Below are 24,914 nucleotides of genomic sequence, written 5' to 3' on the forward strand. Positions count from 1 at the left end.
CCGGGCCGGTGGGTCAGTCGGCGTGGACGCCCGTGCCGATCGGGCAGCTCACCCCGGTGCCCCCGATGCCGCAGTAACCGTCGGGGACCTTGGCCAGGTACTGCTGGTGGTAGTCCTCGGCGTAGAAGAACTGGGTCAGCCGGGCGACCTCGGTGGTGATCTCGCCCCGGCCCGCGGCGGCGAGGGCCCGCCCGTAGGTGTCCGCGGACGCGGCGGCCGCCTCGGCCTGCGCGTCGTCGACCGTGTAGATCGCGGACCGGTACTGGGTGCCGACGTCGTTGCCCTGGCGCATGCCCTGGGTCGGGTCGTGGCCCTCCCAGAAGACCTTGAGCAGCTGGTCGTAGCTGATCCGGTTCGGGTCGTACTTCACCATGACGACCTCGGTGTGCCCGGTCAGGCCGGTGCACGTCTCCTCGTAGGTCGGGTTCTCGGTGAAGCCCCCGGCGTAGCCGACCGCCGTCGAGTACACGCCGTCGAGCTGCCAGAACAGGCGCTCGGCACCCCAGAAGCAGCCCATGCCGAACACGGCCGTGGCGATGCCATCGGGGAACGGCGGCACCAGCCGGTTGCCGTTGACGAAGTGCGTCTCGGGGACCGGCATCGCGGACGCCCGCCCGGGCAGCGCGTCCTCGGCCGTCACCATGTCCGTCTTGCGACCCCAGCCGAGCATGGCGACCACGTTACGCGTCCCGCGGGCGGGTCACGAGCCGTGGCCGGACCGGGGCTACAGCGCGATCGCCGCGCCCACCCCGGACCGCGGGTCGACGGCCGCGTGCAGCGCGCCCGGCCCGCCACCACCCGGGACGGCCTCGCCCCGCCCGACCGCGCACATCCGGCCCAGCGCCCACGCACCGGCATCGGTGACGTCGTGGCCGCGGCGCCGCAGCCCGGCGAGCGTGTCCGCACCCAGCCGGGACTCGACGACCAGCCCGTGCGGCTCCCAGCCGCGAGGGGCGAACGAGGCGGGGAAGGCCGTCGAGTGCCAGGCCGGGGCGTCGATCGCGGCCTGCAGGTCCAGGTCACCGTGGACGACGGCGAGCAGCAGGCACAGCTGCCACTGGTCCTGCTGGTCGCCGCCCGGGGTGCCGAGCGCGATCGCGGGTGCGCCGTCGCGGAACGCGAGCGTCGGGCTCAGCGTGGTCCGCGGGCGGCGGCCGGGGGCGAGCGAGCTGGGCAGGCCCTCCTCCAGCCAGAACATCTGACCGCGGGTGCCGAGGCAGAACCCCAGTGACGGGATCGTCGGCGACGACTGCAGCCACCCGCCGGACGGCGTCACGGAGATCATGTTCCCGGCCGCGTCGACGACGTCGACGTGCACGGTGTCGCCGCGCGCGACCCCCTCCCGGCTGACCGTGGGCTCGCCGGTGCCCGGGCCCTCGACGCCGGTGCCGCGCCCGGCGCCCGGGCGGGCCGCGTAGGCGCCGATCCGCGGCTCCCGCCCGCCGGGTGAGCCGGGACGCAGGCCGCCGTCCGACACGGGGCCGATCAGGGCCTGCCGGGCCGCCGTGTAGCGGTCGGACAGCAGGTCGGTGATCGGGACGTCACCCTCGGCCGGATCGCCGTACCAGGCCTCCCGGTCGGCGAACGCCAGCTTCGCCGCCTCGGCCGCGGCGTGCACCGTCTCCTCGGTGGCGACCCCGCCGGGCAGCTCGACGTCCACACCGGACAGCAGGCGCAGCTGCTGCAGCAGCACAGGGCCCTGCGACCACGGCCCGCACTTGGCAACCGACCAGCCCCGGCCGGCGTCGGCGACCAGGGCGTCCTCGTAGTGCGACGACCAGCCGGCGAGGTCGTCGGCGGTGAGCAGGCCGGCGTGGTCGAGGCCCGTCTCGTCCCGCACCGGTGTCGTGCAGAACCGTTCGATCTCCTCGGCGACGAAGCCGCGGTACCAGGCGTCCCGGGCGGCGTCGATGCGTGCCTCCCGGCTCGGGCCGGTCGCGGCGTCGAGCAGCCGCTGCCAGGTCGCGGCCAGCGCCGGGAGCCGCACGGTCTCTCCGGGGCGGGGGACGCGGCCGTCCGGCAGCCAGGTGACCGCCGACGTCGGCCAGTGCGTGCGGAAGTGCTCGGCGACCGTGCCCAGCGCCACCGGGATGCGCGGGACCAGCGGGAAGCCGCCTGCCGCGTAACCGAGCGCCGGTTCCAGCACGTCGGCGAGCTCCCACCTCCCGTGGTCGCGCAGCAGGGTCAGCCAGCCGTCCCAGGCACCGGGGACGGTCGCCGGGAGCAGCCCGGTCCCGGGGACGATCCCGCAGCCCTCGGTCCGGAGACGATCGATCGTCGCGGCCGCCGGGGCGACCCCCTGCGCGCACAGGACCTTCGGAGCCGGGTCGTCCGCGGTGACGAACACCGCGGGCAGCTCGCCGCCGGGCCCGCACAGGTGCGGTTCGACGACCTGCAGCACGAACCCGCAGGCCACGGCGGCGTCGAAGGCGTTCCCGCCGCGTGCGAGGACGGTCGCCGCGGCCGCGGTGCCGAGATGGTGGGTGCTGCTGACCGCGCCGCGCGGCCCGATCCGGTCGAATCCACGGGGTGCCACGCCCGCATCCTCACACGGCCGCGACACCCGGACGCCTCGCCCGGCCGTAGCGGCGACCCGGTGCGCCCGCTGCACCCCTCCGGTGCCTGCTGCACCCTCCGCGACGGGTGCAGCAACCGCACGCGGGGTGCAGCAGGGACCGGAACGTGCAGATCGACAACGCCACCCCCGCCGAACGGCACGATTCCGCCCCACCGACGGCCAGAACGCGCACATCGACAGCAGCCCACCCGCCGAGTCGCACGATCCCGCCGTCCCGAGGGCGAAACCGTGCAGATCAACAACTGCGCGCCCGGCGAGCGGCGCGTTCCCGCCCACCCCGGGGCGATGCCGTGTAGATCGACAGCGCGTGCTCACCGGCCGGCACGGACGTACCTGGAGGGTCCCCGCGGGGTCCGGCGAATCCGGCCGGCGGCGGCGTGCCCGGCTCAGGGCGCGTCGCGCAGCTCGCTCACCAGCGGAACCTCGAGCACCCGGTCCGAGGACATCCACTCCCGCAGCGCCTGCGTGGCGAGCACGTCGTCGGTGTTGTACCCGAGCAGCCGCTCGCGCTGCACCGGGTCGGGCTCGCCGCCCTCCAGCGCGACCGCGTCGCGGTACCAGCGCATCGAGTTCTCGCCGCCGGCCTCCGGGTCGCGCCACGCGAACCCGGCGGCGGGGGCGATCTTCTTCAGCCCCTTGCCCTGGGCGCACAGGAACCAGGTGGACACGACGCCGTACAGGTCGACCCAGCACGGATCGGCGATGAACTCCTGCACCTGTGCCTCGGTCGGGACGCCCGGCACCCCGGCGAACCGCTGCGCCGACGACAGCATCCAGCGGTTCTCGGCCTGCTCGTTGTAGCAGTACGCGGCGAACGTGCGCCCCGACCCGAGCGCGGCCGCGCGGATCCCGGAGAACCACGTCCAGAACTCGCCGAACGAGCGGGCCTCGTCCGGGGTGGGCAGCGGCTCCCAGGTCGCGAACGCCCGGTAGCCCGGCGCGGGGTCGCCGGCGCGCCGACCGCCGGGATACGAGAGCAGCACCCCCCACAGGTAGGCACCGGACTCGCCGAAGCTCTCCATGTCGACGTCGACCTCGACGTCCGCCCGCGGGACCGGTACCCGCGGCACCCGGCGGGCGACGGCGAGGCCGTGCCGGCGGGCCCGGGCGAGCGCCACGAGGTCGCCGAACGGCGGTCCGGGCAGCGGTGCGGCGAGCGCGGCGGGCGGCGCGGCCGGATCGAGCGCGGCGAGCTCCGCGACGGTCGCGACCCCGGCCTCCCGCAGCAGCCGGGCGGTCTCGCCGTGGGCGACCAGGCTGACGTCGTCGACCTGCTCCAGCTCGGCCTCGCAGGTCGGCCACCAGGGACAGCGGCGGCACTCGGTGATCCGGGACGGCGCGGCCAGCGCGGGCCCGTCGCTCGCGGCGGCCCGGGCGACGGCGGAGCGGTCGGCGAACCGGGCGTCGTACTCGTCGAGTGTGGACCGGCCGCCGGGCCAGTGCCCGGTCCGCAGGTCGTGCCAGACGACGACGTCCGCGTCCAGCCCGATCACCCCGCCCAGCCGGGGCGCGGACTCCGGCGGCGCCCAGCCCGCCGCCTCGAGCAGCCGGGTCAGCTGGGCCAGCGCGAGCAGGTCGCGGGGCTGCGAGCGGACCTTGCGGTCCGGGTCGTGCCGGGCGCGCTGCGGCCACGGGTCGGTGACGGCGGTGGTGCGTGCGCCCTCGCCCGGATCGGTGATCCGCCTGCGCACGACGAGCAGCGGCACGTACCCGCCGCCGGGGGCGCGGACCAGCAGCTCGGCGGTGCCCCGGCGGTCGCCGTCCGGCGGGAGGACGGCGCCCCAGATCATCGGCGCGCCCGCCGCGACCAGCTCGGCGGTCCGGGCGGCCCGCTCGGCCCGCGACCCCGCAGCCGGCCCGGACGCACCCTCCGCGGCCGCACCGGCGCCGGCCGGGACCACCGGAACGGCACCCGCCCCGTTCGACGGCCCCGCCACGGACACGGCACCGAGCCCGCGCGGATCCGCGGCGCCCGGTTCGGCGTCGCTTGGTCCGGCGCCGCCACCGGGCCAGGCGCTCGCCCAGTCCGCGCCCCAGGTCTCGGCGAGCAGCTCGCCGATCCGGACCCGGTGCGCGGCCGCGTCGGCCCGGCGCTGCTCGATGGCCGGATCGGGCAGCGCGCGCGGCGAGCCGACCGCGGACGGGGCGTGGTCCAGGTGCACCCGGCGCCGGCACCCGCTCAGCGCCGCGGCGTCCAGCAGGACGCGCGGTGCGGTGCGGGATCCGGTCGAGGTGCTCACGGGAGGAGAGGGTAGAGACCACCCCCGACACTTCCGACGGGTGCCGATCTCCGACACGAGTCGGTCACTCCCCGGTGTCGGACGGGCGTGTGCGGTGGCGCGGGCTCTAGGCTGCGGCGACGATAAGGCGATCAACTGTGGTCGGACGGACCCCGGGAGGGCACGACATGGGACTGCTGCGCAGGAAGCCGGGCGCCGGCGAGCGCGCCGCCGCGGCGACCAGGGAAGCGGCGGTCGACGCGTCCGAGTGGGTGCAGGACGCCGCGAAGCACACCCGCGAGACCGCCGACCGGACCACCGAGAAGCTGCACCGCAGGGCGGTGAAGGCACGCAAGCGCGCCGAGGCGGCGAGCCGCCGCGCCGAGCGGGCCGGGCGCAAGGCGGCCCGCAGCACCCGCCGGGCGGTCGGGTCGGGCTCCGGTTCGGTCACCGCCGTCGCGTCCGGCCTGCTCAGCGAGGCCGACCTCAAGGACCGCTCGGCCGACCGCAAGGTGACCAAGGCCGCGGCGAAGGCCGACGCGAGCGCCCGCAAGGCCGAGGCGAAGGCGGCGCAGGCCGCGGAGAAGGGCCGGCTCAAGAGCGAGGCCCGGGCCGCGAAGGATGCCGAGCGCGAGCGCGCCGCCCGCGAGTGGAACGCCAAGCGGGTCCAGCGCTACCTGGGGATCGCCAAGGTCCTGGCCCCGCTGGCCGCTCCGTACGCGATGGCCGCCGCCGGGTCGCTCCGGCACCGGCTCGACGACCACCGGTCCCGCAAGCTGGGCGTCTCCCCCGACGAGCTGGGCGGCTACTCGGGGCCGGGCGGCAAGCTGCACGCCCGGATGTCCCGGATCTCCCGGACGATCATCGAGCTGCGCGAGGACGGCACGACCGACCGGGACGCCCGGGCGAAGCGGTTCGCCGACGAGACCGAGCCGCGGCTGCACGACCTGGCCGCCGCCGTCCGGGCCGCGGAGAACATGCCGGCCTCCCGGCGCAGGGCCGCGTTCCGGACGGTCTCGCACGACCTGGACCGCATCGAGGTCGAGCTGCTGGACCACCTCGGCGTCCGGTCCTGATCACCTGGCCCGGTAGGCCTCCAGCAGGCGCAGCCACACCTCGCTGACCGTCGGGAACGCCGGTACGGCATGCCAGAGCCGCCCCAGCGGCACCTCCCCGACGACGGCGACGGTCGCGGCGTGCAGCAGCTCGGCGACCCCGGGCCCGACGAACGTCACCCCGACGAGAACCTCCCGCCGGGTGTCGACGACCGCGACCACCCGGCCCGACCAGCCGTCCGCGGTGAGCGCGGACCCGGCGACCGCGATGTCGAGCTCCACGACCCGGACGTCCAGCCCCGCCTCCTCCGCGGCGTGCGCCGTCTTCCCGACCCAGGCGACCTCCGGGTCGGTGAACACAACCTGGGGGACGGCGTGGTGGTCGGCGGTCGCGGCGTCCTCGCTCCACGGCTCCGGGTCGGGTTCGCGGCCGGCGGCCCGCTCGGCGATCGCGTGCGCGGCGATCCGGGCCTGGTACTTGCCCTGGTGGGTGAGCAGGGCGCGGCCGTTGACGTCACCGACCGCGTAGAGCCAGTCGGAGTGGGCCAGGCCGGTGTCGTCGGCCTCGACCGCGCCCCGGCCGGTCGTGGTGACGCCGACGGTGTCCAGGCCCAGCCCGCCCGTCGCCGGACGGCGGCCGGTCGCCACCAGCAGCCGGTCGACCTCGAGGGGGTCGCCGCCGCCGTGCAGCACGGTGGTGTCCTCCTCACCCCGCTCGACCCGGTCGAGTCCGGTCTCCAGCCGCACGTCGACACCCGCTTCCCGGAGCCCGTCGGCGACCCGCTCGGAGGCCACCGGCTCGGCGTTCGGCAGCACCCGCGGCCCGCGGTGGAACAGCGTCACCCGCGAGCCGAGCCGGGCGAACGCCAGCGCCATCTCGCACCCGACGACCCCTCCGCCGAGCACGCCGAGCCGGCGCGGCACCTCCGTCGCCGAGGTGGCCTCCCGTGACCCCCAGTACGCCACCCGGTCGAGCCCGTCGACGTCCGGCGTGACCGGGACGCTGCCGGTCGCCAGCACGACGGCCCGGCGGGCGGTCAGGGTGGTGCGTTCGTCGCCGTGCCCGGTGACGAGCACGGTCCGTTCCCCGGTCAGGTGCCCGCGCCCGCGCAGGACGGTCGCCCCGGCGCCTTCGGCCCACTCGACCTGCGCGGAGTCGTCCCACCCGGAGGTGAACGACGTCCGGCGTTCCAGCACCGCGGCCGGGTCGAAGCTCGCGCTGACCCCGGGCAGCCGGCGGGCGTCGGCGACCGCCTGCGGGGTGCGGAGCAGCGCCTTCGACGGCATGCACGCCCAGTAGGAGCACTCCCCGCCGAGCAGGGCCGACTCGACCAGCGCGGTGGAGAGTCCGGCATCCACCGCGTACCCGGCGGCGTTCTCGCCGACCGGGCCGGCTCCGATCACGACCACGTCGTACTCGTTGTCCATCGCCCCAGCATTCCCTGCCGGGGCGGGTCCCTCACCTCGCGGCGGCGACCGCGTCGGCGACGGCGACGTCACCGGCCCGCAGCTCCAGGGTCGCGCCGATCGTGTGGCCGGCGGTGAGCAGCGCGGCCAGGGTCGCTGCGGTGTCGTCGCGGGTCACTTCGGCCCGCTCGACCGGCGGCGGGCCGAGGGAGATCCTGCCGGTCCCGGGGTCGTCGGTCAGGCGGCCCGGGCGCAGGATCGTCGCGTCCAGCCGGTCGTCGGCTCGGATCGCCTGCTCGGCGGCCCGCTTCGCCCGGACGTAGGCGGCCCAGACCTCGCCGCGCTCCGGGTCGGGCTCGGCGTCCACCCCCGTCGCGGAGACCAGCAGGTAGCGGCGGATCCCGGCGGCCGCGGCGGCGTCGGCGAGCAGCACCGCGCCGGCCCGGTCGACGGTCTCCTTCCGCGCCGCGGTGCTGCCCGGCCCGGCGCCCGCCGCGAAGACGACGGCGTCGGCGCCGCCGAGGTGCCCAGCGAGCTCCGGGGCGGTGATCGCCTCCAGGTCGGCGAGCACGGGCGTCGCCCCGGTCGCCGACACGTCCGCGGTGTGGCCCGGGTTGCGCACGAGCGAGCGGACGGTGTGCCCCTGCCCGGCGAGCAGGGTGGACAGCCGCAACGCGATCTGCCCGTGGCCTCCGGCGATCACCACGTCCATGGCGGTGAGCCTAGGAGCGAGCCGGCTCCGGCGCGCGGTTCGGCTTCAGCGTCCACACGATCGTCATCGCCCCGGTCTGCACGCCGCCGGCGTCGGTGATCGTGACGTCGACCGTGAACTCCGGGCGCGTCCCGGCGTCCAGCTCGGCGAGGACCTCGTCCGCCGGCCGGGTCAGGACCGCCTCGGCACGCAGGTCACCCCTGGCGAGTTTCAGGTAGCGGATCTCGGACCGGACGACGAGCGGGACGGCCCGGTCCCCGGCGGCGGCGAAGGCGGCCAGGCCGACCGCGCCGGACGCCGTCTCCCCCAGCCCGAACATCACCGCGGCGTGCGGGCCGCCGACGTGGTTGTGCTGATCGGAGCGGTCGGGCAGGAACGCCTCCACCCGCTCGGTGGTGATCTCGCCGAACGTGATCCCCGCCGTGCTCACCCACGGCACGGCCTGCGTCATCGCCCCGGCCACCCAGCTCGCGTCGTCCGCCATACCCCGATGCTACTCACGAGTAACACGCGCGCCACCCCTCCGGGACGCACTCATGGAGCAAAAGTCCCGTGGCACCGTGCTCTTGGTACATGAGTGTGAGCCGGGGTGGGGCGAGTCATCGGCCCCAGATGTCGTCGGCGACCGCGACTATCAGCTCCAGCTTGCGCTTCTGGTCGTCGGCGGTCAGCTCGTTGCCCTCCACCGTGGACGAGAAACCGCACTGCGGGGACAGGCACAGCTGGTCCAGCGGGACGTACCGCGCCGCCTCGTCGATCCGCCGCTTCAGCAGGTCCGGGTCCTCCAGCTCGCCGGTCTTGGTGGTGACCAGCCCGAGCACGACCTGCTTGCCCGGCGGGACGAACCGCAGCGGCGCGAACGTGCCGGAGCGCTCGTCGTCGAACTCGCAGAAGAAGCCGTCCACGGCGAGCTCGCCGAACAGCGCCTCGGCGATGTGGTCGTACCCACCCTCGGCGGCCCACGCCGACCGGTAGTTGCCCCGGCACATGTGCGTGGTGACCTGCAGGTCGGTCGGCCGGTGGGCGATCGCGGCGTTGATCTGGCGGATGTAGCGCAGGTGCTGGGTGTCGGGGTCGTCGCCCTTCTCGGCGAGCTCGGCGCGGTGCGCGGGGTCGTTCAGGTAGGCCAGCGCGGTGTCGTCGAGCTGCAGGTAGCGGCAGCCGCGCTCGTACATGGCGGCCAGCTCGTCGGCGTAGGCGGCGGACAGGTCGGCCCAGAAGAGCTCGAGGTCCGGGTAGACGGTCTTGTCGATCACCGCGCGGCCGCCGCGGGCGTAGACCATGCTCGGCGACGGGAGGGTGAGCTTCGGCGTCGCCGTCGTGACCTGTGACCGGAGGTAGTCGAAGTCCGGGCCGAAGACGGGCTCGTCGAGCCGGATGCGGTCGTCGACCGCCATGCCGGCGGAGGTGAAGCTGGTCCTCCCGTGGCGCCCGCGCATCTTCACCTCGACCGTGCCGGAGGTCCGGCTGACCCCGCCGAGGCGGTAGATGAAGTCCATGTGCCAGGAGGTGCGGCGGAACTCGCCGTCGGTGGCCGAGCGGAGCCCGACCGACTCCTGCAGCGCGACGACGTCGGAGATCGCCGCGTCCTCGGCGGCGCGCAGCCCCGCGTCGTCCAGCTCGCCGGCGGCGTGCCGCTCGCGCGCGGCGAGCAGTTCCGGCGGCCGGAGCAGGCTGCCGACGTGGTCGGCACGGAACGGCGGGACCGTGCGGGCGTGCGACGACTGCGGCTGCTGCTCGGTCATGCCCGCGAACGTATCGCCGGGCGCGCATGTCCGCTCGCCGCCGACCGGGTCGTCAGCACCCCCGCCACGTCTCCCGTCCGGTCGCCAGCGACCCGCCACGTCCCCGCCCGGTCGTCAGCGGCCGCCACGTCTCCGCCCGGCCGTCACCGGCCCCGCCACGACGGGGCGCGCCGCTCGCGGGCCGCCGCGGCGCCCTCGGCGGCGTCCTCGGTGGCGGTCACGACCTTGCGCATGGTCTCTCCGAAGCGGATCGCCTCGGTCGCGCCCATCTCCGGGCCGCGCACGGCCATCTCCTTGATCGCCCGCTGGGCCAGCGGCGCCCCGGCCGTGAGCCGGTCGGCCAGCGAACGCGCGGCCGGCATGAGCTCCTCCGGCGGGACCACCCAGCCGGCCAGCCCGATCTCGTGCGCCCGCCGCGCGTCGATCGTCTCCCCGGTCATCAGCAGCTCCATCGCGTACTGGCGGTTGATCATCCGGGGCAGCCGCAGCGCGCCCACGATCGTCGGCATGCCCAACCGGACCTCGGGGAACGAGAACGTCGCCCCCTCCGCGGCGATCACGAAGTCGCACCAGGTGAGCAGGGTGACGCCGTACCCGACGGCCGGGCCGTTCACGGCGGCGACGATCGGCTTGAAGATCTCCCAGCCGCTCTCGAGGGAGTTCACCGTCGGCCGCTCCCAGAAGCTTCCGGGGAAGTCACCTGCCGGGTTGCCGGTCGTCGAACGCATGTCCGCGCCGGCGCAGAACGCCGTCCCGGCGCCGGTGACGATCGCCACCCATGCCTCGTCGTCGGTGCGGAACCGGTCCCACGCCGCGTTGATCGCCCGGCGCATGTCCCCGTCGATCGCGTTGCGCTTGTCCGGCCGGTCGTAGGTGATCGTGACGACGTGCCCGTCCCGCTCGTAGCGGACGCCTCCCGGTGAACCCATCGGCCCATCCTGGCGGGTCGGCCCGGCGCGGCGACCCCGGACGCGCCCGCGCGCCGTCGCACCGGCCGTCCCGGTGCCCGACACCACGCGCCCTAGTCTCGCGGCCGCACACCATCGGCCGCAGCAACCGGGAGGACGAGTGGCAGGTGACTTCCGGCCCGTCGACCGCGACGGGCTCGCCGCGCACCTGGCCGAGCGGGTCGACGCCCGGCCCGGACGGCTGCGGGTGATCGTCGACGGCCCCCCGCCGGCGGGTCCGGTGGAGCTGGCCCGCGCGGTCGCGGACCTGCTCCGCGGGCGGGGCCGGGCGGCACTCGCCGTCGACGCCGACGACTTCCTGCGCCCGGCGTCGGTCCGCCTGGAGTTCGGCCGCACCGACCCGGACATGTTCCTCGACGGGTGGCTGGACGAGCCGGCGCTGCGCCGCGAGGTGCTGGCCCCGATGGCCGCGGACGGTTCGGGCCGGGTGCTGCCACGGCTGCGGGACCTGGCGCGGGACCGCGCGTTCCGGGACGACCCGGTGCCGCTCGGCACCGGCGGTGTCGTGCTCCTGGCCGGCGGGCGGCTGCTCGGGCGCGGGCTGCCCGCCGACCTCACCGTCCACCTGAGGATGAGCCGGGCCGCCCTGGAGCGGCGGCTGCCGCCCGAGCTGGCCTGGACGGCGGACGCGTACGACCGGCACGCACGCGAGGGCGATCCGGGCGGGTACGCCGACGTGCTGGTGATGGCCGACCATCCCGACCGCCCCGCGCTCCGGAAGTCCTAGCCGGCGCCCGTCCCGGCCCGGTCGGGGGATGCTGCGGAGCCCGCCGCACAGGTTCCGGTGGCGCCGCACAGGACCGGTCCTGTGCGGGGCCCGCACGACCTGTGCGGCGAACCGTGAACCTGTGCGACGTCGATCCCGCCGGCGGGAGCCCCGACCTGTGCGGCGCGGGGGTGGGTGCACGCGGAGTGCCGGAACGCGGACGCGGGACCGGATCGGGTGACACCCGATACCGATCTCGCGATGGCGGTGGTGACCCTCGGGGAGGGACAATCTCCCTCAGGAGGTGATCATGTGTGGGCGAGGAGGGAGTTGAACCCTCACGTCCTTACGGACACACGGACCTGAACCGTGCGCGTCTGCCATTCCGCCACTCGCCCTGAGCGACGGGAGGAAAGTTAGCACCCCGTCCGCGAGCCGTTCACAGGGGGGTCCCCACCGGCCCCGGGCCCGGGCGGCGGAGCGCGGCGGGCGCGATGCGCGTACACCGGAGGGAGCGCGGGTGCGGCTCCACGAGGGGCGCCGGCCCGTTGGGTCGGGCGCCGCCGGGTCCGGCAGATAGCACAGATACGATCGGCCGCACACGACCGACACGCCGATGCGGACGGAGGAGATCTTTTGGGCCGCGTGGATCGCTTCGAGCGCCGTCTCCAGGGGTTCGTCGGCGACGCCTTCGCGCGGGTCTTCGGGGGCAGTGTCGTCCCACAGGAAGTCGCACAGGCACTGCTGAGGGAAGCCGAGGACAACGTCGAGCAGCTCGCGGGAGGTCGCCTGCTGGCGCCCAACCGGTACACCGTGCTGCTCAGTCCCTCCGATCTCGACCGGATGGCGGGTGACGAGGACGGGGTCGCCCGATCCCTCTCGTCGCACGTGGCGAAGGAACTCACCGACCAGGGCTGGGACACCTACGGTGAGGTCGTAGTCTTTCTGGAGCGCTCCGAGGCGCTGCACACGGGACAGTTCCGCACCCGCTCCGCTGTCGACCCCGACGCTTCCCGTCGGGCCGCCACCAGAGCACGCACCGCAGGAGAAGCACCCATGAGCCAGCAACCGGGCCACCCCGAGGAGAACGGGCAGTACGGATACGACCGGGGCGCACCCGGCGGGTACGGACAGCAGACCTACGCGCCCCCGGGGTACGACCAGGAGCAGGGCCAGCAGGGCTACGGCCAGCAGCCGGGCGGGTACGGCCAGCAGGGCGGCTACGGACAGCAGCCCGGCGGGTACGACCAGTACGGCCAGCCCCAGGGCTACGCCCAGCCGGGCTACGACCAGTACGGCCAGCCCCAGGGTGGCTACCAGCAGGCGGGTTACGGCCAGCCCCAGGGCTACGCCGACCCGAACCAGGGTTACGGCGGCTACGGCCAGCAGCCCGGATACCCGCCGCAGCAGGGCTACGACCAGGGTTACGACGGCTACGGCCAGCCCCAGGGCTACGGCCAGCCGCAGCCGGGCTACGGCCAGCCCGGCTACGCCCCGCAGCCGGGCTACGACCAGGGCTACGACGGCTACGGCCAGCCCCAGGGCTACGGCCAGCCGCAGCCGGGCTACCCGCCGCAGGGCGGCTACGACCCGGGCTACGACGGCGGCGGCTACGGCGGCCAGGGCGGCTGGGGTGCCCCGCAGCAGCTCACCGCGATGCTGATCCTGGACGACGGCTCGAACCGCAACTACCAGCTGACCGAGGGCACCCACGTCATCGGCCGTGGCCAGGACTCCCAGTTCCGGCTCCCGGACACCGGCGTCTCCCGCCGGCACCTGGAGGTCACCTGGGACGGTCAGGTCGCGACGCTCAACGACCTGGGCTCCACCAACGGCACCACGGTGAACAACTCGCCGGTCCAGTCCTGCCAGCTCACCGACGGCGACGTGATCCGCGTGGGCCATTCCAGCCTGGTGTTCCGGACCCAGGGCTGAGCCCGCTGGAGCCGACACGTCAGACTGGACGCGACATCGACGGCGCGCCCGCCCGGCGACGATCCGGGTGGGCGTTCCGTGCACGGACACGAGAAGGCGAGCGGGCGAAGTGCCGGAACTGGTACTGCAGCTGACCAGAGGTGGCTTCCTGGCCCTGCTCTGGCTGTTCGTCCTGCTCGCCCTCCAGGTGGTCCGCTCCGACCTGTACACGGCGGCCGGCCTCAAGGCCTCCGTCCCCGGGCGCCGCTCGGGCGGCAAGGCCCCCCGGTTCCGGGGTGGCGGCCGCGGCAAGGTCGCCCGCCAGCTCGTCGTCACCCAGGGGCCGCTGGCCGGTAGCCGGATCACCCTGGACTCGCGGCCGATCCTCATCGGCCGCGCCGACGACTCGACGCTCAAGCTCGACGACGACTACGCGTCCACCCGGCACGCCCGGATCTCCCAGCAGGGAGACGACTGGTACGTCGAGGATCTCGGGTCGACGAACGGCACCTATCTCGAACGTAATAAGGTCACCGGGCCCACCCGGGTCCCGCTGGGGACGCCGGTCCGCATCGGCAAGACGGTGATCGAGCTGCGATCGTGACGGGTCTGGAACGACCATGACGAACCTGCCGCGCCCGCCCGCTCCCCCGGCGCCGCGGCCGCTCGACCGGTCCCGCGGCGCGGGATCGCCCCGACGTGCCCCGACCGAAGCCGGAGCCGCCCCGTGACACTGGTGCTGCGCTACTCGGCCCGCAGTGACCGCGGACTGGTCCGGCAGAACAACCAGGACGCCGTCTACGCAGGTCCGCGCCTGCTCGCCCTCGCCGACGGCATGGGCGGCCACGCCGCGGGCGAGGTCGCGTCGTCGCTGGTGATCTCCGCACTGGCCCCGCTCGACGACGACGTCCCCGGCGACGACCTGCTCGCCGAGCTCCGCGCCGCGACCCACGACGGCAACGACGCGATCTCCCGGCACGTCGCCGAGGCCCCCGACCTGGAGGGCATGGGCACCACCCTGACCGCGATCCTGTTCGCCGGCTCGCGGCTGGGCATGGTGCACGTCGGCGACTCGCGCTGCTACCTGCTGCGCGACGGCGAGTTCACCCAGATCACCAAGGACGACACGTTCGTCCAGTCGCTGATCGACGAGGGCCGGATCACCGAGGAGGAGGCGCACACGCACCCGCAGCGGTCGCTGCTGCTGCGCGCCATCACCGGCCAGGACGTCGAGCCGTCGCTGTCGATCCGGGAGGCCCGCGCGGGCGACCGCTTCCTGCTCTGCTCGGACGGGCTGTCCGGCCCGGTCAGCGACGACACCCTCAAGCAGACGCTCGAGGACTACCTCGATCCGCGCGAGTGCGCCGACCGGATGATCGAGCTCGCGTTGCGTGGTGGCGGCCCGGACAACATCACGTGCATCGTGGCGGACGTGGTGGACGTGGACTACGCCGACGACGCGCCGATCATCGGCGGGTCGGCAGGGCGCAACCCGCGTGCCGGCGACGGCGACTACCGGCACGACGGGCGCAGCCCGCACACGTCCGCGCAGCGCGCCGCCGCCACCACCCTCCCCCGGACCGAGCCGGTGCGGCTCGAGCCCGCGGGGGCCGAGCCGCCGCGCCGCCGGCGCGGGCTGCGGCCGGCGCTGGCCCTGCTCGGCGTGCTCGTGGTGCTGGGAGCCGGGATCCTCGTGGCCCGCTCGCTGGTGCTGCAGCAGTACTTCGTGGGCGTCGACCAGGCCCAGGTCGCGATCTACCAGGGCGTGCGCGGGAGCGTGCTGGGGCTCCCGCTGCACCGGGTGACCGAGCGCTCCGAGATCGACCTCGACGACCTGCCGCAGTCGGTGCGCACCCAGGTCACCAGCGGGATCGTCTCCGACGAGGGCGAGATGGGTGCTCGCAGCACGCTGGACCGGCTGCGCGCCCAGATGCTGCCGCTCTGCTCGACGCTGAACCCGCCGCCCCCGCCGCCGGCCGTCGCCCCGCCGCCCGCGCCCGGAGCGCCGCCCGCGCCGCTGGTGACGACCACCCCGCTGCCGACCGTGACCCCGGAGCCGGGCCGGAACTGCCGGCTGGACGGCTGATGGCCGGCGACAACGGCGCCGCGGAGCCGACGACGCCCACCGGCCGCGGCATCGAGCTGCTGATGCTCGGGCTGGCTGCGGTGCTGACGACCGGTGCCCTGGTGCTGGTCGAGGCCAACCAGGAGCAGTCGCTCACCACCGACCTGCTGTTCGTCGGGCTCGCCTACCTGGTGCTGTTCACGCTGGCGCACCTGGCGGTGCGCAAGCTGGCGCCCTACGCCGACCCGCTGATCCTCCCCTCGGTGGCGCTGCTCAACGGCATCGGCCTGGTCATGATCCACCGGCTGGACCTGGCCCGGGCCGCGCGGGCGGAGCTGCTCGGCCGGGAGGTCCCGGACGGGCTGATCACCGCGCAGATGACGTGGACGGTCGCCGGCCTCGTGCTGTTCGGGCTGGTTCTGTTCTTCGTGCGCGACCACCGCACGCTGGCCCGCTACGGCTACACCTCGGGCTTCGTCGGGCTGGTGCTGCTCGCGCTGCCCGCCCTGCTGCCGTCGTCGATCTCCGAGGTCAACGGCGCGAAGCTGTGGATCCGGATCCCCGGCGGCCCCGGCATCCAGCCCGGCGAGTTCGCCAAGATCCTGCTGATCGTCTTCTTCTCGGCCTACCTGGTCCAGAAGCGCAACCTGCTCTCGACCGCCGGCCGCCGCTTCCTGGGCATGGAGCTGCCGCGGGCCCGTGACCTGGCGCCCCTGCTCGTCGCGTGGGGGCTCTCGGTCGGCATCCTGGTGTTCCAGCGCGACCTCGGCAGCTCGTTGCTGATCTTCGGGCTGGTGCTGGTCCTGCTCTACACGGCGACCGAGAAGGTCTCCTGGATGGTGATCGGGCTGTCCGCGTTCGCGGTCGGCGCGACGGTCGCCTACCAGCTGTTCAGCCACGTCCGGGTCCGGGTGCAGATCTGGCTGGACCCGTTCCAGGACTACGACGGCGGCGGCTTCCAGCTCGCCCAGGCACTGTTCGGCCTCGGCACCGGCGGTGTCGGCGGCACCGGCCTGGGTGCCGGGCGCCCGGATCTCGTCCCGTTCGCGGAGTCCGACTTCATCTTCTCCTCGCTGGGCGAGGAGCTCGGCCTGATCGGCCTGTCCGCGATCATGATCGTGTACCTGGTCCTGATCACCCGCGGGCTGCGCTCGGCGCTGGCCGTGCGGGACTCCTACGGCAAGCTGCTCGCGACCGGCCTGGCGTTCTCGGTCGCGCTGCAGATCTTCGTGGTCATCGGCGGCGTGACGAAGCTGATCCCGCTGACCGGCCTGACCCTCCCGTTCCTGTCGTACGGTGGGTCCTCGCTGCTCGCGAACTACGCGCTGGTCGCGATCCTGCTGCGCATCTCGCACGTCGCCCGCGCCCCGCTGCCGCAGCGACCCGCACAGCCGCGGGCACCGATCGCCGAGGCCAGCACCGAGCTGGTCCGGCGCCCGGGTGGCGGGACCACCCCGACGCCCGCGACGCCCGACACGGAGAGGAGTGACACGTGAACCGCCCGGTCCGCCGCGTCGCCCTCGCCGTGATGGTCATGGTCGTCGTGCTGCTCGGGAACATCACCTACGTCCAGGTGGTGATGGCCGGCCAGTACCGCGACGACCCGCGCAACCAGCGGTCCCAGATCGACGAGTACTCCCGCCAGCGCGGCCAGATCACCGCGGGCGGGCAGGTGCTGGCGCAGAGCGTGGAGAGCGGCGGCCGGCTGCGCTACGCCCGGCAGTACCCGGAGGGCCCGGCATTCGCCCCGGTCACCGGCTTCCTGTCCACGGTCTACGGCAAGGGCGCGCTGGAGCGCTCGGCCGACGAGGTGCTCACCGGCACCGACGACCGGCTGTTCGTCCGGCGGCTGTCCGACCTGATCACCGGGCGCGACCCGGCCGGCGGCAACGTCGTCACCACGATCGACCCGGAGGTCCAGCGGGTCGCCTACGAGGGCCTGGAGCGCCGCGGCTACACCGGCGCCGTCGTCGCGCTGGAGCCGCAGTCGGGCAACATCCTGGCGATGGCGTCCACGCCGTCGTACGACCCGAACCGGCTGGCGTCCCCGGACGCGGCGCAGCAGCAGGCCGCGTGGCGGGAGTACAACAACGCCGAGCTGAACCCGCTGACCAACCGCGCGATCAACGAGATCGAGCCGCCCGGCTCGACGTTCAAGCTGGTCACGACGGCGGCCGCGCTGCAGAACGGCTACACCCCGGAGAGCCGGCTGACCGCGGCCCGCAACATCCAGCTGGCCGACTCCACGACGACGCTGGAGAACTACAACGGCACGCAGTGCGGCAGCGGGGACACCGCGTCGCTGCGCGAGGCGCTGGCCCGCTCCTGCAACACCGCCTTCGCCCAGCTCGGCGAGGAGCTCGGCGCGGACAAGCTGCGGGCACAGGCCGAGGCGTTCGGGATCGGCCGGTCCGACCTGCAGATCCCGATGCCGGTGACGGCCTCGCAGATCGGGCCGATGTCCGACGTGCCGTCCACCCAGCAGTCCGCGATCGGCCAGCGCGACGTCCGGCTGACCCCGATGCAGCTCGCCATGATCGGCGGCTCGATCGCCAACGGCGGCCAGACGATGGCCCCGCACCTGATCCGGGAGATCCAGAGCGCCACCCTGGACGTCGTCGACACCACCGCCCCGGACCGGATGGCCCGCTCGATGCCGGCGGACGTGGCGGGCACGCTGACCGACATGATGCTCGGCTCGGAGGAGCGCACCCAGGGCGGCGGGAAGATCACCGGCGTCCGGATCGCCTCCAAGACCGGCACCGCCGAGCACGGCACCGACCCGAAGAACACCCCGCCGCACGCCTGGTACGTGGCGTTCGCGCCGGCCGAGAACCCGAAGGTCGCGGTCGCGGTGCTGGTGGAGAGCGGTGGCGACCGCGGCGCGGAGGCCACCGGTGGTTCGGTCGCCGCCCCGATCGGCCGGGCCGTGATCGCCGAGACGCTCCGGGACGCCCAGTGACGCCGGGGATCGCGGCGCGCGCGGCGCCACACAGGCCCCCGGCGGGCCCGTGAGCGGGCTGGCGGCCGGTCAGCTGATCTCCGAGCGCTACCAGCTGGACCGGCGGATCGCGGTCGGCGGGATGGGCGAGGTCTGGGAGGCCTCGGACACCCGCCTGGGGCGCAGCGTCGCCGTGAAGGTGCTCAAGGCCGACCTGTCCGACGACCCCGAGTTCCTGCACCGGTTCCGGATCGAGGCGCGCACGGTCGCGTCGCTGGACCACTCCGGCATCGCCGCCGTCCACGACTACGGCGAGGACGACGGCCCCGGCGGCGACGGGCGGACCGCCTACCTGGTGATGGAGCTCGTGCGCGGCGAGCCGCTGTCGACCCGGATCGGGCGCGGCCCGCTGCCGACCGACGAGGCGCTGGACATCATCGAGCAGGCGGCCCGCGCGCTGCACGCCGCCCACGAGCGCGGGTTCGTGCACCGCGACGTCAAGCCCGGCAACATCCTGCTGCGCACCGACGGCGTCGTGAAGCTGACCGACTTCGGCATCGCCAAGGCGGCCGACGCCGTCCCGGTCACCCGGTCCGGGATGGTCATGGGCACCGCGCACTACATCGCGCCCGAGCAGGCCTCCGGCGAGGAGGCGGGCCCGTCCGGGGACGTCTACTCGCTGGGCATCGTCGGCTACGAGTGCCTGGCCGGTGTGCGGCCGTTCCGCGCCGAGAGCGCGGTCGCCGTGGCGATGATGCAGGTCCGCGACGACCCGCCGCCGCTGCCCGGGGAGATCCCGGAGCGGATCCGCGAGCTGATCTCCTCGGTGCTGGTCAAGGACCCCGAGCACCGGTACGCCGACGGCGCCGAGTTCGCCGAGGCCGTCGCCGCCGTCCGCCGCGGGCACCGCCCGCCGCCCCCGGGCATCCCGGCGCCGGCCGGGTACGCGCCGGGCTTCCACCGCGGCGACGAGCCGGCCGGTGGGCCGCGCCGGCACGCGCGACGGGCCGCCGAGGGCGACGCCGGGGGCGACGCCCCTCATCCACCGGAGCCGTCCGGCCGCCCCACCCGGCACGGCGCCGACGCCACCGACGGCGGCCCCGGCGGGCGGCCGGCCACCGGGCCGGGCACGTCGCACCGGGCCGACGAGCCGGGCCCCCCGGGCGCCGGTTCCCCTGGCACCGCTGCTCCTGGCGCCCCTGGTGCCGCCGCCCCGGGTGGCGGTGGTCCGGGAACCCCGCCCGGGGCCCGTACCCCGGGCGGGGTGAACCGGCCGCGTTCGGGCCCGCTCCCGGTCCCGCCGGCGTCCCCGGCGCACGGCCGCGACGCGGCCCGCGACCCGTACCGCCCGGGGGCCCCACCCGGCCGGCCACCGGCGCACGGGCCCGCGGGCGCCGGCGCGCCCGGTGCCCAGCGGCCGGCACCGGCCCGGCCCCCGGTCCGCCGGCACGCCGCCGACCGGCTGCCGGAGCAGCACCCGTCCGGCCCCCTCGATCTGACCCCGAAACGCTCCGGGCGGACGAAGGCGTGGCTGGCGGTGCTGTTCGTGCTGCTGAGCGTCGCCGCGGTGCTACTGGCCGTCATGATCCTTCGGGAGACGTCGCCGGGCGGTAGCCGAACCGGCTCGCTCGGCCCCGCCCCCGGTACGGTGGCCGTTGCCGCCGGACGGGAGGCCGGCGGTGCGGGACCGGCGGCCGTCCCCCGTCCGGTCGTCGCCGTACCGCTCCGCACGGAACCGGACACCGTCCGGTGACCCCACGCAACCGGCGGTCCGGCGCACGTGCCGACCGCCCGCCCATGATCACGCCCGCCGACCGGCATGATGAGTACGCCTCCGACCCCGGGAACCTGAACCGATGACGACACCGCGACTGCTGTCCGAGCGCTACGAGCTGGGCGACCCGCTCGGCTACGGCGGCATGTCCGAGGTCCACCGCGGCCTCGACACCCGGCTCGGCCGGGACGTGGCGGTGAAGGTGCTGCGCGCCGACCTGGCCCGGGATCCGCAGTTCCAGCTCCGGTTCCGCCGGGAGGCGCAGAACTCCGCGTCGCTCAACCACCCGGCGATCGTCGCGGTCTACGACACCGGCGAGGTCGAGTCCGAGTTCGGGCCGCTGCCGTACATCGTCATGGAGTTCGTCGACGGCCAGACGCTGCGCGAGATCGTCAAGACCCAGGGGCCGCTGTCCCAGCAGCGGGTGGTCGAGGTCATGGCCGACGTCTGCGCCGCGCTCGACTTCTCGCACCGGCACGGGATCATCCACCGCGACGTCAAGCCCGCGAACGTGATGATCAACAGCGTGGGCGCGGTGAAGGTGATGGACTTCGGCATCGCCCGCGCGCTCGGCGAGGGCCAGAACGTCACCCAGACCGCCGCCGTCATCGGGACCGCGCAGTACCTGTCCCCGGAGCAGGCCCGCGGCGAGGCCGTGGACGCCCGCTCGGACGTCTACGCGGCGGGCTGCGTGCTGTTCGAGCTGCTCACCGGGGAGCCACCGTTCACCGGTGACACCCCGGTGGCCGTCGCCTACCAGCACGTCCGGGAGGACCCGCGGGCGCCGTCCGAGCTCAACCCGTCGGTGCCGCCGGCACTCGACGCGATCGTGCTCAAGGCACTCAGCAAGAACCCGGCCAACCGCTATCAGTCGGCCGGCGAGATGCGCGCCGACCTGGTGCGGGTGCGCAACGGCGAGCCGGTGCACGCCCCGCTGGTGATGAGCGAGTACGAGCGCACCCAGATGATGGCGCACGACGACGCCACCGCGGCCGTCCCGACCCGCCGGCTCGATGCCGGGGCCGCCGGGCCGCCGACCGGCCGGCACACGATGCCCCCGGGCCATCCGGGCTACGACGACGAGGAGCGGGGCGGCCGCGGGAAGAAGGCCGCCCTCTGGGTGGCCGCGCTGGCCGTGCTCGGCCTGCTCGGGTTCGTCGGGTTCCAGATGTTCTCGAACTCGTCGCCGGAGCAGGTCACGGTCCCCGACGTGCTGGGCCAGACCCCGGAGCAGGCCCGCGCCTCGATCACGAACGCCCGGCTGCTGGTCGACATCCAGAACCAGCCCTCGGACGTCGCGCAGGTCGGCCGGGTCGTGCGCACCGACCCCGGCGGCGGCAACCAGGTCGCGGAGAACAGCCGGGTGACGTTGTTCGTCGGAACCGGGCCGGCCCAGGTGACGGTCCCGTCGCTGGTCGGGCGCACCCCGGAGGAGGCGGCGACCTTGCTCCGCGACGCCGGGCTGCAGCTCGGCGGCACCACCCAGCAGGACACGACCGATTCGAGCCAGGTCGGCCGGGTCCTCTCCTCCAGCCCGGGGCCGGGCGAGAGCGTCGCGGGCAACTCCCCGGTGGCGATCGTGGTCGGCCGCGAGCAGCAGACGATCGCGGTGCCGGACGTGGCCGGCCGGTCGCCCGAGGAGGCGCGGAGCACGCTGCAGGGCGCCGGGTTCAGTTCGGTCTCCGTCAGCCAGGTCGACGGCGGCGGGCAGGCCGGTCAGGTGGTCGGCACCGACCCGGCCGCCGGCACCCGGGTGCCCCGGGACCGCACGATCACCATCCAGGTGAGCCGGGGCAACCAGGCCGAGGTCCCGAACGTCACCGGCCAGCGGGTCGAGAACGCGGTGAACACGCTGCGCGAGGCCGGCCTGTCGTTCCAGATCCGGACCACCGACGTGTCGGACCCCTCGCAGAACGGCGTGGTGCTGAACCAGAACCCGTCGGGCGGCTCCCGGGCGTCGGACGGCCAGCAGGTCCAGCTGACCGTCGGGCGTCACTCCGGCGGCGGCGGCAACGGCGGTGGCGGCAACGGCGGCAACGGCGGGGGCGACGGCGACGGTGGTAACAGCAGCGACTCGAGCGAGACGTCCGACAGCGGGTTCCCCTTCAACTGATCTGGAAGGATGGCGGCGTGCGGGTTCTCGTCGTCGACAACTACGACAGCTTCGTCTACAACCTGGTCCAGTACCTGGCCCAGCTCGGTGCGGAGCCGGTCGTCCGCCGCAACGACGAGGTCGAGCTCGACGAGCTCGACGAGGTCGGTGCCGTGCTCGTCAGCCCCGGACCGGGCACGCCGGAGCGGGCCGGGCGCAGCGTCGAGGTCATCCGGCGGGCCGCGGACCGCGGCACCCCGCTGCTGGGCGTGTGCCTGGGCCACCAGGCGCTCGCGACGGCCTGGAACGGCGTCGTCGAGCGTGCGCCCGAGCTGCTGCACGGGAAGACCTCGCAGGTGTTCCACGACGGCGTCGGCGTGCTCGGTGGCCTGCCCTCGCCGTTCACGGCGACCCGCTACCACTCGCTGACGATCGCGCCGGACGGCCTGCCGGGCCAGCTGGAGGTCACCGGGCGGACCGAGACCGGTCTGATCATGGCCGTGCGGCACCGCGAGCTGCCGATCGAGGGCGTCCAGTTCCACCCGGAGTCGGTCCTCACCGAGGGTGGTCACCGGATGCTGGCGACCTGGCTGGGGCAGGCGGGGTTCGCCGTCCCCGACGAGATCGTGAACCGGCTGTCCGACGAGATGGCCGCGCTCGTCGCCGGGGTCTGACCCGTTCGATGGGCCTGCGTGACGCCGGTGGGCGCTGATCCGCGCTACCGTGGTGGTGGATCCGGGCCGGTCGCTCCCCGGTGCGCCGGACCGCGGATCCCGCCCCCGGCCGGCGCAGCGGCCGGACGACGTGTCCGCAGCGACAGCCCGATGAGGTCGTAGACCATGCCGAAGTCGAAGGTCCGCAAGAAGGCGGCGTACACGCCGCCGCCGGTGAGCCGCACCCCGCAGAAGGTCGCCGGCCCGACACATCCCGCCTACATCGCGGTCATGGTCGCCATGTGGATCCTCGGCCTGGCCTGGCTGGTCGTGAACTACCTCGCCGGCCCGTCGATCCCGTTCATGGCGGCGCTGGGCAACGCGAACTTCATCATCGGCTTCTCACTCATCGTGATCGGCCTGCTGATGACCATGCGTTGGCGCTGACCTGCAGAAACACATTGATGTCAGCTTATCCTCACTGTGGACTGCGGCTGTGGACAACCGCGGATGAGCACCCTGAGTGATCAGGACGGGCGGTCTTCCTGGTCGGCACCGGCCGGTGCCGTCGTCGCGTTGTGGGTCCTGGCCCTCGCCGCGGCCGGCTGGCTGACGACGCTCGTCGTCAGCGGTGGTGACCCCGCCGGGCAGCTGATCGCGGGCCTCGCCGCGCTGGGCCTGGCGCTGGCCGCCGCGTCCGGCACCCGGGCGCGGCCACGGCTCGAGGCGGGGCCGGACGGCCTCACCGTCCGGCGGCTGACCTGGACCCGCCACGCGCCCTGGGCCCGGGTCGACGACGTCCGGGTGCTCCGGACCCGCCGCTTCGGCCGGGAGTCCGCGCTGCTGGAGCTGGACCTGCGCGACGTCGACGGCGGCGAGCGCCTGGTGATCCTGGGCCGCCCCGAGCTCGGAGCGGACCCGGAGGACGTCGCCGAGGCCCTGGCGGCCCTGCGCCCGCCGCGCCCCTGAGCCGCGCTGCACGCCCACCCCGCCCCGCGACCACGCCGCACAGGCTGCCCCGCACCGCACAGGCTGCCCCGCACCGCACAGGCTTCCCGCGTACCGCACGGATTACCCGCGCACCGCACAGGTCCGGTCTCGTGCGGCGACCGGCGAACCTGTGCGGCGTCGGCATCGGGGCGGCGCGCGGCACCAGCATCGGGAGCGGCGCGGGAGCGGGTGGGCACGGGGCGGGAACGGGCGGGCGTGGGTCAGATCAGCGTGACCGCGGCACCGATCAGCGCCAGGGCCGCGACGGCGGCAGCGGTGACCGCGACGATCTGGATCTGCCGCCGGTGCGCCGACCCGGCGCCGAGGTAGAGCAGTGCGGCCGTGACGGCGGCGCCGAACACGAGGCCGCCGAGGTGCCCCTGCCAGGAGATCTGGGGGACGGTGAAGCTGATGACGACGTTGAGCGCGATCACGCCGATGACCTGCCCCGCCGGCAGCCGCAGCCGGCGCAGCAGCACGAACAGCGCCCCCATGAGTCCGAACACCGCGCCGGAGGCGCCCGCGGTCGCGCCCGCCGGGTCGCTGAACAGCATCACGGCGGCGGCCCCGCCGAGGAGCGAGACGCCGTAGACCGCGACGAACCGGGCCCGGCCCAGCACCGTCTCGACCTCGCGGCCGATGACCCACAGGGCGAACATGTTGGCCACCAGGTGCAGGGGGCCGATGTGCAGGAACCCGGACGTGACGATCCGCCAGTACTCGCCGCTCGCGACGAGCGCGGGGACCAGGGCCCCCTCGGCGAACAGGGCGGAGCCGGAGTTCCCGTTGAGGCTGCCGGCGGTGACGACCGTCAGCACGAAGACCGCGACGTTCGCGACGACGAGGCCCTGCATGATCACCGGCCGGCCGCCGGTGCGGCTGGCCCCGGCGACGTTCCGCCAGCGGGGCACGGCTCGCGACGACTGCGCCAGGCAGTCGACGCAGTGCTGCCCGACCGGTGCCGGGCGCAGGCATTCCGGGCACGCCGGTCGCCCGCACCGGGTGCAGGACATCCGGGTCGGCCGGTCGGGATGCCGGGCGCAGACCGGCCGGCTGCCGGTGCCCGCGGGTGGCCCGCCGGCGGGCGGTGGTGCC

At 74.8% G+C, this 24,914-nt stretch carries 21 protein-coding genes and 1 tRNA gene; 12 read left to right on the forward strand and 10 right to left on the reverse strand.

Features of this window, described 5'->3' with window-relative positions:
• Positions 1-13: 13 nt before the first annotated feature.
• The 3 genes from msrA to H7X46_RS25655 form a co-directional block, all read right to left on the reverse strand.
• A complete protein-coding gene (gene msrA, locus H7X46_RS25645; RefSeq protein ID WP_186361791.1) occupies positions 14-670 on the reverse strand; it encodes a peptide-methionine (S)-S-oxide reductase MsrA in 657 nt (218 codons plus the stop codon).
• Positions 671-724: 54 nt separating this feature from the next.
• Positions 725-2,536 (reverse strand): gamma-glutamyltransferase family protein, encoded by a 1,812-nt coding sequence (locus H7X46_RS25650; protein WP_370588964.1) that lies wholly within the window; start codon positions 2,534-2,536, stop codon positions 725-727.
• A 428-nt stretch (positions 2,537-2,964) separates the two neighbouring features.
• Positions 2,965-4,818 (reverse strand): TM0106 family RecB-like putative nuclease, encoded by a 1,854-nt coding sequence (locus H7X46_RS25655; protein WP_186361792.1) that lies wholly within the window; start codon positions 4,816-4,818, stop codon positions 2,965-2,967.
• A 167-nt stretch (positions 4,819-4,985) separates the two neighbouring features.
• Here H7X46_RS25655 and H7X46_RS25660 point away from each other — a divergent pair, with 167 nt between their 5' ends.
• Positions 4,986-5,873, forward strand: a complete 888-nt coding sequence (locus H7X46_RS25660; protein ID WP_186361793.1) for a DUF6474 family protein — start codon at positions 4,986-4,988, stop codon at positions 5,871-5,873.
• Here the strand turns inward: H7X46_RS25660 and H7X46_RS25665 are convergent, their stop codons facing one another.
• From H7X46_RS25665 to H7X46_RS25685, 5 genes are all read right to left on the reverse strand, one after another.
• A complete protein-coding gene (locus H7X46_RS25665; RefSeq protein WP_186361794.1) occupies positions 5,874-7,280 on the reverse strand; it encodes an NAD(P)/FAD-dependent oxidoreductase in 1,407 nt (468 codons plus the stop codon).
• Positions 7,281-7,311: 31 nt separating this feature from the next.
• The gene (locus H7X46_RS25670) at positions 7,312-7,971 is read right to left on the reverse strand and encodes an NAD(P)H-binding protein (RefSeq protein WP_186361795.1); all 660 of its coding nucleotides are present in this window, start codon (positions 7,969-7,971) and stop codon (positions 7,312-7,314) included.
• 10 nt (positions 7,972-7,981) lie between these two features.
• Positions 7,982-8,455 (reverse strand): DUF4442 domain-containing protein, encoded by a 474-nt coding sequence (locus H7X46_RS25675; protein WP_186361796.1) that lies wholly within the window; start codon positions 8,453-8,455, stop codon positions 7,982-7,984.
• A gap of 115 nt (positions 8,456-8,570) precedes the next feature.
• Positions 8,571-9,716 carry a 5-methyltetrahydropteroyltriglutamate--homocysteine S-methyltransferase gene (locus H7X46_RS25680; protein WP_186361797.1) on the reverse strand — a complete coding sequence of 382 codons (1,146 nt, stop codon included), beginning with the start codon at positions 9,714-9,716 and terminating at the stop codon, positions 8,571-8,573.
• 143 nt (positions 9,717-9,859) lie between these two features.
• Positions 9,860-10,645: an enoyl-CoA hydratase/isomerase family protein gene (locus H7X46_RS25685; protein ID WP_186361798.1), complete on the reverse strand. Its 786-nt coding sequence runs from the start codon at positions 10,643-10,645 to the stop codon at positions 9,860-9,862.
• 139 nt (positions 10,646-10,784) lie between these two features.
• Between H7X46_RS25685 and H7X46_RS25690 the strand changes: the two genes are divergently transcribed.
• On the forward strand, positions 10,785-11,411 hold the full coding sequence (locus H7X46_RS25690; RefSeq protein ID WP_186361799.1) for a uridine kinase: 627 nt from the start codon (positions 10,785-10,787) through the stop codon (positions 11,409-11,411).
• 294 nt (positions 11,412-11,705) lie between these two features.
• Here H7X46_RS25690 and H7X46_RS25695 read toward each other — a convergent pair.
• Positions 11,706-11,788 (reverse strand) — tRNA-Leu (locus H7X46_RS25695).
• Positions 11,789-12,026: 238 nt separating this feature from the next.
• Here H7X46_RS25695 and H7X46_RS25700 point away from each other — a divergent pair.
• From H7X46_RS25700 to H7X46_RS25750, 10 genes are all read left to right on the forward strand, one after another.
• On the forward strand, positions 12,027-13,325 hold the full coding sequence (locus H7X46_RS25700; protein ID WP_186361800.1) for a DUF3662 and FHA domain-containing protein: 1,299 nt from the start codon (positions 12,027-12,029) through the stop codon (positions 13,323-13,325).
• A gap of 109 nt (positions 13,326-13,434) precedes the next feature.
• The gene (locus H7X46_RS25705) at positions 13,435-13,908 is read left to right on the forward strand and encodes an FHA domain-containing protein (protein ID WP_186361801.1); all 474 of its coding nucleotides are present in this window, start codon (positions 13,435-13,437) and stop codon (positions 13,906-13,908) included.
• A 123-nt stretch (positions 13,909-14,031) separates the two neighbouring features.
• Entirely contained in the window at positions 14,032-15,390 is a 1,359-nt protein-coding gene (locus H7X46_RS25710; RefSeq protein ID WP_186361802.1) for a protein phosphatase 2C domain-containing protein, read from the forward strand.
• Positions 15,390-16,865 carry an FtsW/RodA/SpoVE family cell cycle protein gene (locus H7X46_RS25715; RefSeq protein WP_186361803.1) on the forward strand — a complete coding sequence of 492 codons (1,476 nt, stop codon included), beginning with the start codon at positions 15,390-15,392 and terminating at the stop codon, positions 16,863-16,865. Before H7X46_RS25710 ends, H7X46_RS25715 begins: the two co-directional genes overlap by 1 nt.
• Positions 16,862-18,331 (forward strand): penicillin-binding protein 2, encoded by a 1,470-nt coding sequence (locus H7X46_RS25720; protein WP_186361804.1) that lies wholly within the window; start codon positions 16,862-16,864, stop codon positions 18,329-18,331. Before H7X46_RS25715 ends, H7X46_RS25720 begins: the two co-directional genes overlap by 4 nt.
• Before the next feature lie 49 nt (positions 18,332-18,380).
• On the forward strand, positions 18,381-20,063 hold the full coding sequence (locus tag H7X46_RS30980) for a serine/threonine-protein kinase (protein ID WP_370588966.1): 1,683 nt from the start codon (positions 18,381-18,383) through the stop codon (positions 20,061-20,063).
• A gap of 103 nt (positions 20,064-20,166) precedes the next feature.
• Positions 20,167-22,197 carry a Stk1 family PASTA domain-containing Ser/Thr kinase gene (gene pknB, locus H7X46_RS25735; RefSeq protein ID WP_186361806.1) on the forward strand — a complete coding sequence of 677 codons (2,031 nt, stop codon included), beginning with the start codon at positions 20,167-20,169 and terminating at the stop codon, positions 22,195-22,197.
• 17 nt (positions 22,198-22,214) lie between these two features.
• A complete protein-coding gene (locus H7X46_RS25740; RefSeq protein ID WP_186361807.1) occupies positions 22,215-22,850 on the forward strand; it encodes an aminodeoxychorismate/anthranilate synthase component II in 636 nt (211 codons plus the stop codon).
• 165 nt (positions 22,851-23,015) lie between these two features.
• Positions 23,016-23,276 carry a cell division protein CrgA gene (gene crgA, locus H7X46_RS25745; RefSeq protein ID WP_093341293.1) on the forward strand — a complete coding sequence of 87 codons (261 nt, stop codon included), beginning with the start codon at positions 23,016-23,018 and terminating at the stop codon, positions 23,274-23,276.
• Positions 23,277-23,339: 63 nt separating this feature from the next.
• Entirely contained in the window at positions 23,340-23,798 is a 459-nt protein-coding gene (locus tag H7X46_RS25750) for a PH domain-containing protein (protein WP_186361808.1), read from the forward strand.
• Between the two features lie 242 nt (positions 23,799-24,040).
• Here the strand turns inward: H7X46_RS25750 and H7X46_RS25755 are convergent, their stop codons facing one another.
• Positions 24,041-24,730 (reverse strand): rhomboid family intramembrane serine protease, encoded by a 690-nt coding sequence (locus H7X46_RS25755; RefSeq protein ID WP_370588967.1) that lies wholly within the window; start codon positions 24,728-24,730, stop codon positions 24,041-24,043.
• Between the last annotated feature and the right edge of the window lie 184 nt (positions 24,731-24,914).

It is taken from the genome of Pseudonocardia sp. C8 (genome assembly GCF_014267175.1).
Taxonomy (GTDB): Bacteria; Actinomycetota; Actinomycetes; order Mycobacteriales; family Pseudonocardiaceae; genus Pseudonocardia.

What these genes read in the sequence shown, in the direction of transcription:
- msrA (WP_186361791.1), bottom strand. Translation starts at nt 670, where the DNA reads ATGCTCGGCTGGGGTCGCAAGACGGACATGGTGACGGCCGAGGACGCG.
- H7X46_RS25660 (WP_186361793.1), top strand. Translation starts at nt 4,986, where the DNA reads ATGGGACTGCTGCGCAGGAAGCCGGGCGCCGGCGAGCGCGCCGCCGCG.
- H7X46_RS25665 (WP_186361794.1), bottom strand. Translation starts at nt 7,280, where the DNA reads ATGGACAACGAGTACGACGTGGTCGTGATCGGAGCCGGCCCGGTCGGC.
- H7X46_RS25670 (WP_186361795.1), bottom strand. Translation starts at nt 7,971, where the DNA reads ATGGACGTGGTGATCGCCGGAGGCCACGGGCAGATCGCGTTGCGGCTG.
- H7X46_RS25675 (WP_186361796.1), bottom strand. Translation starts at nt 8,455, where the DNA reads ATGGCGGACGACGCGAGCTGGGTGGCCGGGGCGATGACGCAGGCCGTG.
- H7X46_RS25680 (WP_186361797.1), bottom strand. Translation starts at nt 9,716, where the DNA reads ATGACCGAGCAGCAGCCGCAGTCGTCGCACGCCCGCACGGTCCCGCCG.
- H7X46_RS25685 (WP_186361798.1), bottom strand. Translation starts at nt 10,645, where the DNA reads ATGGGTTCACCGGGAGGCGTCCGCTACGAGCGGGACGGGCACGTCGTC.
- H7X46_RS25715 (WP_186361803.1), top strand. Translation starts at nt 15,390, where the DNA reads ATGGCCGGCGACAACGGCGCCGCGGAGCCGACGACGCCCACCGGCCGC.
- pknB (WP_186361806.1), top strand. Translation starts at nt 20,167, where the DNA reads ATGACGACACCGCGACTGCTGTCCGAGCGCTACGAGCTGGGCGACCCG.
- crgA (WP_093341293.1), top strand. Translation starts at nt 23,016, where the DNA reads ATGCCGAAGTCGAAGGTCCGCAAGAAGGCGGCGTACACGCCGCCGCCG.
- H7X46_RS25750 (WP_186361808.1), top strand. Translation starts at nt 23,340, where the DNA reads ATGAGCACCCTGAGTGATCAGGACGGGCGGTCTTCCTGGTCGGCACCG.